At 43.5% G+C, this 15090-nt stretch carries 21 protein-coding genes and 1 pseudogene; 7 read left to right on the top strand and 15 right to left on the bottom strand.

Translation table 11 applies throughout. From position 1 onward, the window contains the following. Nucleotides 1–107: 107 nt before the first annotated feature. The 4 genes and pseudogenes from BEP19_RS18080 to BEP19_RS01325 form a co-directional block, all read right to left on the bottom strand. Complete coding sequence (locus BEP19_RS18080; protein ID WP_281269257.1) at nucleotides 108–368, bottom strand: AMP-binding enzyme; 261 nt, start codon at nucleotides 366–368, stop codon at nucleotides 108–110. 165 nt (nucleotides 369–533) lie between these two features. Next, nucleotides 534–1526: pseudogene (locus tag BEP19_RS01315) on the bottom strand (AMP-binding protein); the annotation flags it as partial. Nucleotides 1527–2000: 474 nt separating this feature from the next. Continuing rightward, nucleotides 2001–3476, bottom strand: a complete 1476-nt coding sequence (locus tag BEP19_RS01320) for a protein adenylyltransferase SelO (RefSeq protein ID WP_120188062.1) — start codon at nucleotides 3474–3476, stop codon at nucleotides 2001–2003. Nucleotides 3477–3624: 148 nt separating this feature from the next. Then, nucleotides 3625–4023, bottom strand: a complete 399-nt coding sequence (locus BEP19_RS01325) for a GNAT family N-acetyltransferase (RefSeq protein ID WP_170145216.1) — start codon at nucleotides 4021–4023, stop codon at nucleotides 3625–3627. Between the two features lie 164 nt (nucleotides 4024–4187). On the opposite strand from BEP19_RS01325, the gene BEP19_RS17480 reads away from it, so the two are divergent. Genes BEP19_RS17480 through BEP19_RS01330 form a run of 3 tightly spaced genes read left to right on the top strand, consistent with a single transcriptional unit; the run spans nucleotide 4188 to nucleotide 4848 of the window. After that, a complete protein-coding gene (locus BEP19_RS17480) occupies nucleotides 4188–4328 on the top strand; it encodes a hypothetical protein (RefSeq protein ID WP_170145217.1) in 141 nt (46 codons plus the stop codon). Between the two features lie 29 nt (nucleotides 4329–4357). Beyond that, a complete protein-coding gene (locus BEP19_RS17485) occupies nucleotides 4358–4504 on the top strand; it encodes a hypothetical protein (protein ID WP_170145218.1) in 147 nt (48 codons plus the stop codon). A gap of 59 nt (nucleotides 4505–4563) precedes the next feature. After that, complete coding sequence (locus BEP19_RS01330; protein ID WP_120188064.1) at nucleotides 4564–4848, top strand: hypothetical protein; 285 nt, start codon at nucleotides 4564–4566, stop codon at nucleotides 4846–4848. Nucleotides 4849–5007: 159 nt separating this feature from the next. On the opposite strand, the gene BEP19_RS01335 is transcribed toward BEP19_RS01330, so the two are convergent. Beyond that, nucleotides 5008–5250 (bottom strand): YkuS family protein, encoded by a 243-nt coding sequence (locus BEP19_RS01335; RefSeq protein WP_120188065.1) that lies wholly within the window; start codon nucleotides 5248–5250, stop codon nucleotides 5008–5010. 164 nt (nucleotides 5251–5414) lie between these two features. On the opposite strand from BEP19_RS01335, the gene BEP19_RS01340 reads away from it, so the two are divergent. Next, a complete protein-coding gene (locus tag BEP19_RS01340) occupies nucleotides 5415–5756 on the top strand; it encodes a hypothetical protein (protein WP_120188066.1) in 342 nt (113 codons plus the stop codon). A 72-nt stretch (nucleotides 5757–5828) separates the two neighbouring features. Then, nucleotides 5829–6689, top strand: coding sequence for a M48 family metallopeptidase (locus BEP19_RS01345; RefSeq protein WP_120188067.1), 861 nt, complete (start codon nucleotides 5829–5831; stop codon nucleotides 6687–6689). A gap of 80 nt (nucleotides 6690–6769) precedes the next feature. On the opposite strand, the gene BEP19_RS01350 is transcribed toward BEP19_RS01345, so the two are convergent. From BEP19_RS01350 to BEP19_RS01385, 8 genes are all read right to left on the bottom strand, one after another. After that, nucleotides 6770–7075 (bottom strand): hypothetical protein, encoded by a 306-nt coding sequence (locus BEP19_RS01350; RefSeq protein ID WP_120188068.1) that lies wholly within the window; start codon nucleotides 7073–7075, stop codon nucleotides 6770–6772. Nucleotides 7076–7597: 522 nt separating this feature from the next. After that, the gene (locus BEP19_RS01355; protein WP_120188069.1) at nucleotides 7598–8125 is read right to left on the bottom strand and encodes an ACT domain-containing protein; all 528 of its coding nucleotides are present in this window, start codon (nucleotides 8123–8125) and stop codon (nucleotides 7598–7600) included. After that, nucleotides 8125–8697: a 5' nucleotidase, NT5C type gene (locus BEP19_RS01360; RefSeq protein WP_120188070.1), complete on the bottom strand. Its 573-nt coding sequence runs from the start codon at nucleotides 8695–8697 to the stop codon at nucleotides 8125–8127. The genes BEP19_RS01355 and BEP19_RS01360 overlap by 1 nt, the downstream gene beginning before the upstream one ends. A gap of 134 nt (nucleotides 8698–8831) precedes the next feature. After that, entirely contained in the window at nucleotides 8832–9176 is a 345-nt protein-coding gene (locus tag BEP19_RS01365; RefSeq protein ID WP_245983219.1) for a thioredoxin family protein, read from the bottom strand. Nucleotide 9177: 1 nt separating this feature from the next. Continuing rightward, entirely contained in the window at nucleotides 9178–9381 is a 204-nt protein-coding gene (locus tag BEP19_RS01370; protein ID WP_120188072.1) for a hypothetical protein, read from the bottom strand. A 98-nt stretch (nucleotides 9382–9479) separates the two neighbouring features. After that, entirely contained in the window at nucleotides 9480–10136 is a 657-nt protein-coding gene (locus tag BEP19_RS01375) for an HAD family hydrolase (protein WP_120188073.1), read from the bottom strand. A gap of 85 nt (nucleotides 10137–10221) precedes the next feature. Continuing rightward, complete coding sequence (locus BEP19_RS01380; protein WP_281269256.1) at nucleotides 10222–10428, bottom strand: Rdx family protein; 207 nt, start codon at nucleotides 10426–10428, stop codon at nucleotides 10222–10224. A 132-nt stretch (nucleotides 10429–10560) separates the two neighbouring features. Continuing rightward, nucleotides 10561–11457: a LysR family transcriptional regulator gene (locus tag BEP19_RS01385; protein ID WP_120188075.1), complete on the bottom strand. Its 897-nt coding sequence runs from the start codon at nucleotides 11455–11457 to the stop codon at nucleotides 10561–10563. A 123-nt stretch (nucleotides 11458–11580) separates the two neighbouring features. On the opposite strand from BEP19_RS01385, the gene leuC reads away from it, so the two are divergent. After that, nucleotides 11581–12987 carry a 3-isopropylmalate dehydratase large subunit gene (gene leuC / locus BEP19_RS01390; RefSeq protein WP_120188076.1) on the top strand — a complete coding sequence of 469 codons (1407 nt, stop codon included), beginning with the start codon at nucleotides 11581–11583 and terminating at the stop codon, nucleotides 12985–12987. A 28-nt stretch (nucleotides 12988–13015) separates the two neighbouring features. Beyond that, on the top strand, nucleotides 13016–13621 hold the full coding sequence (leuD, locus tag BEP19_RS01395) for a 3-isopropylmalate dehydratase small subunit (RefSeq protein WP_120188077.1): 606 nt from the start codon (nucleotides 13016–13018) through the stop codon (nucleotides 13619–13621). A gap of 110 nt (nucleotides 13622–13731) precedes the next feature. Here leuD and BEP19_RS01400 read toward each other — a convergent pair whose 3' ends face one another. Together BEP19_RS01400 and BEP19_RS01405 are read right to left on the bottom strand one after the other, a co-directional pair. Beyond that, the gene (locus BEP19_RS01400) at nucleotides 13732–13911 is read right to left on the bottom strand and encodes a hypothetical protein (protein ID WP_120188121.1); all 180 of its coding nucleotides are present in this window, start codon (nucleotides 13909–13911) and stop codon (nucleotides 13732–13734) included. A 152-nt stretch (nucleotides 13912–14063) separates the two neighbouring features. Further along, the gene (locus tag BEP19_RS01405) at nucleotides 14064–15077 is read right to left on the bottom strand and encodes an FUSC family protein (RefSeq protein WP_120188078.1); all 1014 of its coding nucleotides are present in this window, start codon (nucleotides 15075–15077) and stop codon (nucleotides 14064–14066) included. Between the last annotated feature and the right edge of the window lie 13 nt (nucleotides 15078–15090).

The following is a 15090-nucleotide window of genomic DNA, read 5'->3' on the forward strand; positions in this document are numbered from 1 at the left end:
TCACAAAATAAACATAGACCTCTCTATATTCAAGAAAGGTCTATGTCAGCAAACAAACTATAATTGTTATTTTATTTTTATTTAAAACCGCGATGAACGTAAAGCCTCTATTCTAGACCAAGTAACTTAGCCATATTAATTCTTTGAATCTTACCCGTCGCTCCGCGAGGGATCTCGTCCAAGAAAAGAATTTTTCTCGGCACTTTAAAGTCGGCCAATTGTTTAGCGCAGTGCGCCCGCAATTCTTTTTCTGTCGTTTCTACTTTCAATACAACAGCGGCTTGAATATCCTCTCCATACACTTTGCTCGGTACAGCAAATGTGATTGCCGCTGATACCGCTGGATGACGCAATAGGATATCGTCCACTTCCGCAGGAGAAATTTTCTCTCCGCCACGGTTGATAATTTCTTTAAATCGTCCAGTTAACGTTAAGTACCCATCTTCGTCTTTAAACCCTTGATCTCCCGTGCGGAACCAACCATTTGTGAAAGCTTCAGCATTTGCCTCAGGATTAGATTCGTAGCCTTTAAATACGTTCGGCCCCTTAATAACAACCTCTCCTAGCTCCCCTTGCGGCAACAAGTTTCCTTCCTCGTCCATAATTCCAATCTCAACGCCAACTCCAATTCCTACGCTACCCGCTTTTCGTTTTGCTGGTGGAATTGGATTAGAAGCCATTTGGTGGGCCGCCTCTGACATCCCGTAAGCTTCAAGCACAGGCGCTTTAAATGTTTCCTCCATCCGCTCTAGAATAACTGGCGGTAACGGAGAACTACTGGAGCGAATAAAACGGAATGGATTTGCTTCGATAATTTCCTTATTGCTTTCCGCTCTAGCAAGTAATGTTTGATGCATCGTTGGAACGGCGGAGTACCAAGTCGGTTTAAATGTATCGACCCAGCCCCAAAATTCAAGCGCGCTAAATCCTGGCGGGCAGACCAACTGACCTCCTGAACCAAGCGTGGACAAAACGGATGCGACAATCCCGTGAATATGAAACAACGGCATGATACATAACGCCGTATCGTCTTTTGATAGATTGTAAGTTGATTTAATATTCATTGCGGTTGCGACTAAATTTGAATGCAAAATTGGCACGCGTTTTGGCGCCCCTGTCGTTCCGCTTGTATGCAAGATCATCGCCACATCTTCTGGAGAAGCAAGTTCTGTTTCCTTTGGTTCAAAAGAAGCGCCCTTGACTTGTTCAAATGCGAGCGTTCCATCTTCTTGCGGTCTTGCTTCTATAATAGCCATATCTTCCGTAGCCGCTTCAAGCGCGAGCGCCGCGGAATCAGGCAGCGTGATCAAAGCTTTAGCTTTTGTATCTCCATAGTAGAATGCGAATTCATCTTTTGTGTAGTTAGGATTAAGCGGGGCCGCCGTCGAACAAAAAGCAACAGCTAAGAAGGTAATTACAGTTTCGGGCCCATTCCCCATTACAATCGCTACGCGATCTCCCCGACCAATACCGAATCGATTTAAGGTGGACGCTAATGATATAACATTGTCATACAGTTGTTTATAAGTAAGTGATTGTTAACCAGGAGCTAAAATAGCGTTACCTTGCTCATTTCCTTTGATCAGATCTTCCAGAGTCATTTCTGTTGGACTCTTAATCATTTTCAACCTTCTCCTTCCGCCTTTCGGCCTTTTATTTATGAACGTACTTTTTATGATATGTAACAGGTTGTCGGTAATACAAAAGCGCTTACATTTGTTGTTGCGATTAAAAACTGATCCTTTTAAATTTATGGACCTTTTCGCGCTAACTCTCCTTTCTAGTCCTAATTTCAGTGTAATATAATAGTGAAAATTAACGAAATTCCATTTCGGCTGAATTTTCAGGCAAAACCTTATTCTTTAAGCGTTTTACTTCTTTTTACGCTACCTCAGAGCACATTTTATTTTTTTATGTTGTTCTTCACAATGAAATGAAAAAAAGAGAGAAATTTGTAACATTTTAGACCCAACACGCGCATTTTCACTATTATATCTTTTTTACGTGCCGCAATAGGTTCGATACGGTCGCGTGGATGCCGGCGGCAATGTTGTGTATTCCTCCTGCTCGGTTGTATGTTCATAAGGGTTGGATAAAATCGCAAGGAATTTCGTCAAAGGAGTGAAATCATCGCGTTCAACCGCCGCAGTTAAAACTTCTTCAACACGATGGTTGCGAGGAATGACCGCTGGATTATTATGTTTCATCATTTGTAGCGACGCTTGCCTCGTTTCCGATTGTCGCTCCCGTCGCGCCTCCCACTTTTCCATCCATCTTAAAAAGGCTGGAGCCCCAAACAACGTAGTTGCTCCCGATTTGTCGAAAGTTAACGAGCGAAATGTATTCGTATAGTCAGCTTTATTATTCAGCATGAGGTCAAGCAATTCGGCGATCAGCTTTTCGTCATCTACTTCTTCATTAAATAACCCTAACTTCGCCCTCATCCCTGTCAACCACTGATCATGGAATCGATCCGCAAAACGGGATATCGCATCCTGTGCCATCTCAACTGCTTTGCTTTGATCACTGTGCAACAACGGCAAGATGGTTTCCGCAAATCGGGCCAAATTCCATTCCCCAATTAACGGTTGGTTTCCATATGCATATCGGCCCTGCGCATCAATTGAACTAAAGACTGTTGCTGGATCGTACACATCCATGAATGCGCAGGGACCATAATCAATCGTCTCCCCGTTTAGCGCCATATTATCTGTGTTCATCACGCCATGAATGAAGCCGACCAACTGCCAATTGGCAATCAGCGTCGCTTGACGGTCAATCACTTCGTTTAATAACGAAAGGTAGCGGTTATCCGCTTGAAGCGCTTCTGTGAAATGACGATTCAACGTATAGTCGGCGAGAACTTGTAGATCTTCTTGTTTCCCCCAGTGGGATACATATTGAAATGTTCCGACCCGAATATGACTCGTTGCCACACGAGTTAAAATGGCCAGAGGTAATCGCTCCTCCCGAATGACTGCATTATTTGTTTTCACGACGGCCAAACTGCGTGTTGTCGAAATACCTAAAGCATTCATCGCTTCGCTCATAATATATTCGCGTAACATGGGTCCCAGGGCAGCCCTGCCATCACCTGACCGAGAATACGGAGTGCGCCCTGGGCCTTTCAATTGAATATCGACTCTCTCTCCCGAAGGAGTGATTTGTTCACCGAGTAGAATCGCCCTGCCATCACCTAGCATCGTGAAATGTCCAAACTGATGACCAGCGTACGCTTGCGCTAGTGGGGATGCCCCTGTTGGAACTTCATTTCCAGCTAAGGCCGCCAAACCTCCATTTTTCTTTAAAGATTCACTGTCTAGACCAAGCGACTCCGCCAGTGACTCATTTAATATAATGATGCGCGGCGAATCCACAGGCGTTGGATCCACCTTCGAATAGAACATGTCGGGCAGACGGGCGTAACTATTGTCAAAATTCCATCCAACAGCGGATTCAGCATTTTCTTTTGTCATTGCAACGTATCATCTCCTTTTTAAACCAGTCGTTTATATAATCGTATCAAATTTTCGTTTTTTATACCAATAAAAGGGACGACATTATTGTTCTCCTTTTCCCTCGTATTATTCAAACAAAACTACTTTTCCAGGCCCTTACAAGCTTTTACAAGCGTTTTTCAATTAGCAACGTAAACAAGAAAGCCCTTTTAACCGAAAACCCGAGATGTCTAAACACAGCGAGTGCATATTGATTATTTTTCTCCACCAACCCTTGGATCACTTCAACTCCTTTTCTTTTGGCTTGTTCAAAAAAAGCGTTCGAAAACCCGCTGACGATTCCCTTTCCTTTATAAGTAGTATCCAAGACGACTAAATCGACAAACAATGCCTTATCACGAATTCGATAACAAATATAGCCAACGACAACGCCGCCATCCTCCAAAACCGTGACTCCCGTAGCTTTGGCAAGTCTTTTTTCAATGACGGAAGGATGTACTTTAAATTGGGAAGCCGCTAGATCTATCAATCGCCGATCATCTCGCAAAGGAATCCGATCCCTCAAATACACTGCCCTCCCCCCCCCTCTATTAGATATCCTCATAGTATGTGATCTTCATTCTGACTGACCTGTACAATCGCATATTTAAATAAATAGAATCATTCGCCGTGACCATATTACGCGCTGTTCATAATTTGTAGTAGACGGATATGAAGGGAGGGGCCTAAATGGGTAAAAAAATAAAAAACACATTAGAGGGAAGCGGCAACTCAAAGGTTCGGGTTGGAAATGAGGCTGAATCAGCTTCAACATCACTTGCTGCTGTTTTAGCAAAGGCGTTGGAAGCTCAAATACAAAGCAAGTTCTAACATAAAACATCTGTGGAAGGGGAATAAAAATGAGCAGAAAAATGGAGAACAAACTTAAAAACAGTGGAAATTCCGAGGTTTGTGTGGAAAACTCAGCTGAATCTACCGCCTTAGCCGCCGCGATTGCCCTTGCCCTAGCCGCGCAGTTCCAACAACAAAAGAAGTTTGAACCTTAAAAACAAGCTCCACACACTGTGGGGCTTTTTAAAATAAAAGTTATCGGGAGGGTAAAGCGTTGTCAAACGGAAAAATTGATATTGACAACATGATTAATCATAGCGGAAACGCAAACGTCTTTGTTTATGTAGATACAACCTCCATCGCTTTTGCGATGCTCTGTTGCTTTGGTTCATTTGCCGCAACAAACGCTTCCTTAACAGGCCAGAACGAAACATATGAAACGATGATGAAGGGGATTTTGAAAACGTTTGATGATTTTTTGGAAAAAGATAAAATTCGCCGAGAAGAGTTTATTAACGAAGTAAAAGAAGCGATGCAGCCTAATAATGAAGAAAAGTAGTTGTCGTCTGATGCGGGGTGATCAAGGCAGATTAAGAAAAAGGAGATATCTTTCTTAATCTGCTTCGTTTTGGACTCGTTGACCCACATAAAGCAAAAATAACCGCCCAAACGGACGGTTATTCAATCGCTTGCGCTGCGGGTAAACCCCGTTTAATTGTTAGAAGCTGTGATCGATCGAGTTAAGTACGTCGTCCGCTGTCATCCCGTCGGCGTTAATTACACCAGCCATATTCGCTCGTTGAGAAACTTCGAACAAATGTTTGTTTTGCCCGGAAACGACACAATAATCACAATCAGCCGCATTGTTTTCATCTAAGTTAACGACGTCATGACCTTGATTCTTCAAAGTCTGCGCAATATCGCTCAATGTGTTTTCAACACCAATTCTTTTCTTAGCCATGATTATTCACCTCCTCGTCCCCATCTACTATTTCCTTATTTTGCAAGATTAATACTTCATACAATGACAACGCAAGGTCAACCCTTTCTTTTGCGATTTTTGCCGCTAACCACTATAGTGGGAATTATCGGTTGTACATAACGAAACTAAAAGGAGAGATAAAGTTGGAATGGACGAAAACATCGGAGCTTGTCGCCGTGATTCGCGATCAGTTTATACATCAACCGCTTGAGATGACCTATACAGAGTGGGAAGATGATGATCTCGATACTGATGAAACGATCACCGTGTTGCATGGTTCCCTAACGGAAATAGAAATGATTGAGAATCGTTGGAAAGGGTATGATTTGCGCTTGGGCTTTAAGACAGACGGACAACCACTAGGCGCTGAAATCTGGATGGACTTCCCGCCAGACGACGAGGACACAATTGCTCAAATGAATGAACCGAATAAGCTGCTGTTGTTAGCCAATGAAGCGACACTAACCTTAAAAAAGGAACTTTAAAACCCTTTTAACTTTTCAAGCTACTTCTTTGCTTTTGTTCAGGCGCATATAGATAGGGAAGGAGGTGGCAGCATGATTAAACTTCCTTTCCGTTATGCCCTCTCGTCACTGTACGCCAAACTAATTATCGACGATGTTTTTCTCGCTTTACAAACCGCGGCTGCGTTCAACTGGCAACAATACCTCATTTTTTTAGATCCAGCTATGCAATATACGTATCAACAACGCACCCGAGAGTTAACGATGATGACGCCATTGTCGAATGAATCAGAAACAGTGGAGGAAAAATTAGGGTTAGACGAGGAAACAGTAAGGCTGGTTAAAGAGGTTTGCATTGATTTAAAAGCGGGTGAAGTAACTGTCATCTTATGGAACAAAATGAATGCGGGCTATGTGTTTCGCCGTATTTTACTTCCCGCAAATTGGAAGGAATTACTGACAGAACAAGAGTTAAAAGCGGTCGTCGGACATGAATTAGGCCATCTTAAAATGGGGGCGGACGCGATGGTTCCCATGCGCATCGTTAATCGAATCGGCGATGAACTCCTCTATACATTGCTCCCGATCCAAGCGACAGGCTATTTCTTGCTATTAATGTCCTTAATCTCGCAAAACCCCGCGTACTTAAAAGCTCTATCCCTCACCTTCTTGTTTCGTCTAGGTTATCTGTTGATTGAAAATCTATTTTCTAGGAAAGATGAATACAAAGCCGATCGTTATGGTAAAAAAGTTAGTTCAGCTGAGGCGATGATCACCGCGTTAAAAAAATTAGAACGGGGAGCGAAAACGGAAGCGTTTGAAAATTTAGGGAAACTTCCAAACAGTAAACAGTGGTATTATCATTGGCTGTTAAAAAAAGACACTGGTCGTTTCCGCGAATCGATGCTCGATCACCCATTCCTTCATAAACGAATCAAAGCTTTACGCGCATGAATCACAGGGACGCGAATCAATCACTTCATCTTATATGTACAGACTGACAACAAAAAGACGGGTTGGGAAGAGCCGCCCGTCTACTGCGCATCTAACATCGATTCCTTCTTTGCGCGCAATTCCCGTAACCAATTCCAGTCTCGTCTGTCAAGAGCAAGATCAATAATGCAGTTAATGTCATCTAATTTTAAATGAGGGTCCTCTTTGACAGTTATGGATTTGATCGGGACATTAAACGTTCTACGAAGCGTTGGATCATAAACTTTCACGTAAGAGCCTGATTGCGAGAAGATGGTCACATAACCAACGCCAATCCACTCTTGTCCAAGATAGTCTTTATACTTGAATTCGATCCACTGACCGATTAGTTTTTCTTCTAACTTCATATCATGTCCCCCTCCTTTCAATTCCTTCGCGCGCTTAATGTCGAAATTTATCGCGAAAAAACGATTTCGTTCGGTGAACGACGGGGCGACGCTTGTTCAACGTCAAGTGAGCCAACACTAGCGCGCTTGTTGCAATTAGATTTCTTTGGAGTTCCCGCCAACAACCGTTGACTCCGTAGAGTCAAACGCTTATTACCGCTATGTTTCCGCTATCCCTTATTTAACAGATGAGAAGCAGTCCGTCTCTCCCTGATAGTATTACCACTAAATGGATGTATAAACATCAATGCAAGTGATGCGCTCTGATAACGCTGATCTACAGGTTACTCGATCCCTTACACACCGCTTCACAACATCGGATTGCGTTCATTGCAACGAACTCTATAACACATCATATTCAAAAAGTCAATAGCTTGTGTATAAAAAACAAAAAAACCGCCAATTGGCGGCTGAACGATCCGAGTTATCCATTTTTATTATAGATAAGAAAATTTCCATTTCACTTCATCAAGCATCTTCAATTTAATGAAGTGAAAGGACACGATCCACGCGAGGCAGATTTTGAATAGAGGTAATGACATCGGTAGGGATCGGTTCATCTGTTAGTGAAACCAACAATGCGTCTCTCCCTTTTTGCTCCCGTGAAAGGTTCATACTTGAAATGTTGATTTTGTGATGGGCTAACACTTTTGAAACCTCGTGGACAATCCCTGGAGAATCGGTATGAAAAACAAGCAGTCCTGCCGTTTCTGGTGTAATGCGGCATGCATATCGATTGATCTCACTAAAGTGTGGACCTTGGTAATCTTGTGATAGCGTGTACTTATTTTTACCGGTGTGGATAATCGCAATCTCATTCAGGTACTCGCCAGTCCTTGTTTCAACTTGAATATCTTCCGCCGCGCTAAATGTCAGGAGTTCGTCTCGAATTTCCTCTGCAACGCGCTGATGTTCCTCGCGACTAAGCACAGTCAGTTTTATTTTGCCTGGATCTGACTCTAAACGGTTGATAAGTCGAATCAAACCGCGGAGTCCCCCAAAATCCGTCATCAAGCATCTCCTCCATTTTCTTTCAAGAAATTCGTCACTTCGCGCCAATTCGTCACACGATGCACTCCAGATGGCAAGGTCGCCTGGTTATATGGCGTATCTATTAGAAAAACAGGAACACTCAATTCTTCCCAAATATGCAAAGCGTTTTCCAAGCGATCTTCAACCATGTAGTTGACATGATATTCCTTAATTGCGGGGATCTTATTGTGCGTGCCTGTACAAACAATCGGGGAATTCGGGAATCCATGTTCCTTAATCCACTTTTCCGTCAACTCTTCAAATTCCTCTAACCTAGCTGTGATATAAACAATGTTGTAATGATCATCAATCCACTTTAGCTCTTCTTGTGCGCAACTACGCGGGTGCGATTGCTCATAGACAGGCGCGCTATGTTCGTCAAATAGTTTTGAAAAATCGTCGTAATCCATTTCAAAAATTTCGTGAAGATCATATTGTACAATCTCTTCAGGCTTTACCTGCTTCCCCAATAACTCATTAAAATAAGGAATAAAGGAATCAAATTCCGTTAACGTGCCATCAATATCAATTCCCATTGTTTGTTTTTTCATTTATGGATTCTCCTATTCTATTTACAATGTCATCTTAACTAGCAGATACGCTAACAGCCACGCGCCTTATTCCCGTTTCGCAATTACGCTATGATGGAGAAAAAGCAGCCCGTAATCAGACTGCTTTACCTCTTCTATTCATCCAGCGTGGAAGCGACTTGAACAGCTCGTTGCAGAAAATGTTCGATCTCTTCCCTGGATTTACCTAGCTTGCTTACAAAACGAATCAATTCCTGACCGTTTTTAAATGCGATAAAACTAGGAATCCCGAAAATATCCAACTGTTGACTCAATTCCGGAAATCGATCTCTGTCGAGGGATACAAATGAAATTTGATCCTTAAATTGTTTTTCTAATTCGGGCATAAAAGGATCGATCCGATGACAATCCGGGCACCAAGCAGTGTAAAATTTAGCGACTGTCAATTCTTGTTTGGCGATCTGTTCGTCCCATTCTGCTTTATTGTTTAGCTCAATCATCTTATTTGCTCTCTTTCTCTTTATCTCGTTCTGCTTCATTCACAAATTTACGCAATAGCTTGTTCTCTTCATCCACCTGATGAAATGAACTCGGATAAACCGCCACCCACTTCGGCGGCAGACGCTTCACGGCTTCAAGCTGTTTATCTTGTTTCTCTAATTCGCCCTCTGTCAGCAACTTCTCCAGTTCTTTTTCAACATCCATCGCTTGTTTCCTTTCCTCATCAAAATAAGTAGCTATTCTGCTATTATAGACAGGGATTGGAAGGGTTATGTAGGCCCATGAAGCGAGCGTTCATTCAACTAAAGTAACAAACGCTCCAATTCCTTCAAAGCAGTCGTATGTTCGAACGTTGCAACTCCTTGTTCCAAAAGTTCATCTTGATTTGCTTGATATGAAATAAAAGGGATACCCGCTTCTTGAGCAGCCATACCGTCGATCCAAGAATCCCCGATAAACACCCACTGATCTTTTGGAAGCTGGCCCCACTTTCTCATCATTATAAACAAACAGGAAGGCGATGGTTTCAACGCTTCCATCTGTTCACGACCAATCACACAATCAAACATATGAAAAATGGACAGTTGCTCTAATGCTTCCCGCGCGGCCGAATAGGCGTTATTTGTAGCGATCGTCACGATTTTATTTGCTTCCTTGAGGGCTTGCAAAATTTCGCGCGCATGAGGCTCCAAGGCCGCATCACGCATACCCTTTGCTTCTACTTCCCCGACCAAACGCCACACCTTTTGTTCAAATTGAGCAAAACGTGGATGCGCGCGGCCTGATTCGATGATTTGCGAAGCTGTCTGACTTTCCCAATTCGGATTGACCTCGATGATCTCGTTTGCCAATAAAAAATCGTAAACAACCTGCTTCATCTCATGAAAGTCAATATTCGATTTTAACAACGTGTTATCCATATCAAAAATAATGCCTTGAAAAGACTTTGCTTGCGTCATCCGATTTTCCTCTCATACACATTCCCACTGACAAGGGTTAAACCCAGCTTTCTCTCGTCTATGAAAAAGGAGCGATTTGGCTCCTTTAGTTTAATATTAACTCTCTGATTAATCCGACTACTTCGTTCTCTTCTGGGAATCGATCCAACTCTTTTTTAGAGTATACCAATCGGTCATTAACGGTAATTTCGAAGATTCCGCCTCCTTTAGGCAAGAGCGCCACATCTTCCACATCATTTCGAAAATTGTCATCACTCATTAATTCTTCCACCAAACTGATGGCTTTTGGCAAGTAATTTCACATATTACAAAATTCGATTTGAACGTTTAACTTCACCGTTTATTCCCCCTATGTATTAGCAATATTACATTATAGTATATCGAATTTAGCGAAGCGCGCCAACATAACAATGTGTTATTGAAACTAATAGTTTCCTTGTTTGACCAGCCTTTTCATCAAGCTGATAAACTGTTCCCCCGCTTTTGATAAATAACGCCCTTTCTTATACGCTAAAACTAATGTCCGACGCGCCTGAATATCGGAAATTGGGAGGTAAATCGGACGCAGGGTTGCATGTTCCGATCGTGTGACCATCTTTGGGATCAAGCCGATTCCCATCCCCGAGGCGACAAGCGATTGCAACGTTTCAATATTCGTCGTTTCGAAGATCGCTTGCGGTTCAAACCCAACCTGTTGACAAAGTTGGGCGGCAATTTGACGAAAACCTTGCCCCTTTTTCAATAGAATGAACGGTTCATCTTGACAGTCGGCTAACTTAGCTTCTTTTAAAGTACCAAACCGATGTTGCGGCGGGACCGCCAGTAGAATATCTTCTTCAAGAACGGGAATAAAGTCTAACCCCTGTTCATGTAATGGCAGTGACAATAAGCTGAAATCGGTTTGTCCCCTCGCTGTTAATGACTCAAGTTGAGCTGTCGGTTCCTCGACTAACACCAACTCGATGCCTGGAAAATCATGTTGAAATTGTTGCAATGCCTGAGGCAACAACCGCGCTCCTGTAATCGGCAAGCTTCCAATCACCAATTGTCCTTTCTTGCTTTCGGCAACATCCATCATCTCTTGTTTGAGTTGTTCCACTTGGTCAATGATTCGAGACGCTTGATCAATAAACCTTTTCCCTGCGTATGTCAGTTGTAACGAGCCGGGGCGGCGCTCAAATAATGATACAGAAAGTTCTTTCTCGAGTTTTATAATTTGTTGACTTAAAGAAGGCTGCGCTAAGTGAAGTTTCTCGGCCGCTCGCGAGAAGTTCTTCTCCTCGGCTAACATTAACGCATACCTCAATTGTCTTAATTCCATGCTTCTCACCTATCACTATAGGTTAAACCTATATCTTTTATAGTTATTATATCCTAGACTTAATGAAAAGAAAATGTTAAAAATAAATTAATCATGTGTAACAACGTTAGGGGGAAACAAGCAATGAAGCCAAAGACGATGTTTGAAAAAATTTGGGACAACCATGTTATTCATCAAGAAGCAGGTAAACCGAGCTTGCTTTATATCGACCTTCACCTTGTGCACGAAGTTACTTCGCCGCAAGCATTCGAAGGACTGCGTTTATCTGGAAGAAAAGTGCGTCGTCCAGATTTAACGTTCGCGACAATGGATCACAACATACCGACGGAAGACAAATTTAATATTACCGATCCAATCGCTAAACAACAGATCGATACGCTCGTTGAAAACTGTAACGACTTCGGCGTGCCGCTCGCCGATTTAAACAGTCCTGATCAAGGGATTGTGCATATTATTGGACCTGAGCTCGGCTTAACTCTGCCAGGAAAAACGATTGTTTGCGGAGATAGCCATACGTCCACACACGGCGCTTTCGGAGCGCTTGCTTTTGGAATCGGCACGAGCGAAGTCGAGCATGTGCTCGCAACGCAATGCTTACAACAAACGAAACCGAAAACACTCGAAGTTCGCGTGAATGGTCAATTACCAACTGGCGCGTCTGGAAAAGACTTAATCTTAGGCATTATCGCTAAATTCGGAGCGGATTTTGCTACAGGATATGTCATCGAGTATACGGGAGAGGCCATTCGCCAGTTGTCGATGGAAGATCGCATGACCGTATGTAATATGTCCATCGAAGCGGGCGCGCGAGCAGGGCTGATCGCTCCCGATGAAACGACATTTCAATATTTAGAAGGCAGACGCTATGCTCCGAAAGGAGAAGCTTGGGCTGAAGCGGTCAAGGTATGGGAACAATTGGTAACCGATTCAGGAGCCGCGTATGATCACATCGTTGAAATTGAAGCATCCACAATCGCCCCGCAAGTCACTTGGGGAACAAGTCCGGGAATGGGAGCGGACATTACGCAATCCGTGCCGACTCCGACTGATTTTGAGAGCATCAATGACCAAAAAGCATGCGCTGCCGCGCTTGATTATATGGACTTAAAGCCGGGAACGCCCATCAGCGAAATTGCAATTGATCGCGTCTTTATCGGCTCTTGCACGAATGGTAGAATCGAAGACTTAAGGGCCGTCGCAAAAGTGGCCAAAGGCTATAAGGTAGCTTCGCGTGTCAATGCGATGATCGTGCCGGGTTCGCAAGCGGTCAAACGACAAGCGGAAGAAGAAGGCTTGGACCAAATCTTTGTAGAAGCGGGATTTGATTGGCGTGAACCTGGTTGCAGCATGTGCTTAGCGATGAACCCTGACGTCTTAGCTCCTGGCGAACGCTGCGCTTCAACTTCCAACCGTAACTTCGAAGGTCGTCAAGGCCGTGGCGGAAGAACGCATTTAGTTAGCCCCGCGATGGCTGCGGCAGCTGCAATCAAAGGACATTTCCACGATGTCCGCGACTGGGATTTTAAATAAATTTCATAATAGGAAGGTGATTCAATCAATGGAACCATTTAAAAAGCTTACGAGCGTAGTCGCGCCGCTTGACCGTGTCAACGTGGATACGGACGCAATCATTCCGAAGCAATTTCTAAAACGAATCGAACGCTCTGGATTTGGACAATTTTTATTTTATGAGTGGCGTTTTGACGAACAAGATCAAAAAAATGATGATTTTGAATTAAACAAGCCACGCTACGCAGGCTCAAATATTTTATTATCGCGCGCGAACTTTGGCTGCGGGTCTTCTCGGGAACACGCGCCATGGGCACTGCTAGATTATGGCTTTAAAGTCGTAATCGCCCCTTCTTTTGCCGATATCTTTTTTAACAACTGTTTTAAAAACGGGATTCTGCCGATTCGCTTAAGCGAAGAACAGGTCGAACAATTATTCCAAAACACAGGAGCGCAAGAAGGCTACGCCTTGACGGTTGACCTGGAAGCGCAAACTGTTTCCGACGCAAGTGGACTCACGATGAGCTTTGAGATCGATCCTTATCGCAAGGAATGTTTATTGAAAGGGCTCGACGATATCGCGATTACGCTCGAGTACGATCAACAAATTGGCGAATATGAAGCGAATTATCCGTCCTACTATGAGGTCAAATAATATTTAGCATTCAACAACAGGGAGGGAACCCATTCGGTTCCCTCCCTGTTTCATGTACCTATATAAAAACGTTTCTGCTCCCTCTATCTTCTTTAAACCTGTTCTATCTCCTATGATCTTCTTCTCCTGCGCTGCATCCGGCCCGGTTTTCCTTTTGTTAAAATACAAGGTACGCCGTAACCGATGGCTCCCGGTCGCTTCATCTTTTCGACATAGGCCATCCCTCTTGAGCATGGTTGCTTACATGCGATACACGTATCAACCGTGACAGTCTGCATGAAATGTTCCATCGGATCAACAGTCGAAGCTACCGCTTTATTTGTTCTTCTATTTTTCGGCGCCATCCTCTTCACCTGCCCTTATTTCTCGTTCACCTCACCATATGTAACCGAGATCGTCCAGGTTCCAACGAAAAAAGCAGCTCACAAAAATCATGAGCTGCCTACCATCTCCAACGCCAGGAGAGCCATCGATTTTCCTCCTCTAAATAAGGAAAATGACCCTCTTGACTCACATATCGATTATAGCGCCGCAACCGCCTATCCATCCTTCCGAGCGCGGTTAAGATCTCCAATAAACTTTGTCCGCCGTGTTCCTCATCCGTCCGAATGTAACATTGTTTCCACCACTCGAGGTCAAGGCCAGTCCCTTTAGGTAAGGCGCTATGCGCCATCACCGCTAACACAGATTCATACAACAATTTAATTTCTTCTTCGCTTCTCATTTGGGCTTGTTCATCAGGCCAATGGATCCGTCCATAATGTTCGGTCACGACGATAAAATCTTGTAGAATCTCATTCTTACTCGCCTCGATGTGCAACCCTTTGTAATAGTTTTTCTTGCGCACTTCACTTTTGGACTGCTCCCGCATCCACTGTTCAAAACGGGCTGTCTGGCTAACAATCTCTTTCAATTCATTCATTTCCTTAAATCGAAACAGGCCTTCCGCTTGCCAATATGAATAGTAGACGATCAAAATTTTTAATGCCTGTTCGTAATTTCTGCGTAAATGGGTGACATACTTCGGAGGGAGTAAGACGATATTGATCAAGCCGGAAATGACAACCCCAACAAACGTGATCATAAATCGATTCCCCGAATAAAATAAAAAGTTATCAGTCGGAGCTTCCATAATAAAAATAACAGTCACGATCGCCAGTGGGATACTTTCTTTCCATTTAAATAGATTGGTTAACGTAATCACCGTGATAATCGCCAACGACACCGTATAAAAATGAACGTCGAATAATAGCGCGACAGAAATGGCGACGACTGCCCCAACAATATTGGCCTGAATTTGTTCGACGGCATAACGCAAAGAACGTTCATTCGTCGGCTGAATAGAAATCGCCGCAGCGACTGCGGCGAAAACAGCCGGTTCAAGCCCGAGCAATGTAGCGACAAAAAGGGAGACCATCACAGATACCGCTGTTTTGATTGTTCTTCTCCCGAGCATGACAAAAGCCTCC

Source organism: Ammoniphilus oxalaticus, from assembly GCF_003609605.1.
GTDB classification, from domain to species: domain Bacteria; phylum Bacillota; class Bacilli; order Aneurinibacillales; family RAOX-1; genus Ammoniphilus; species Ammoniphilus oxalaticus.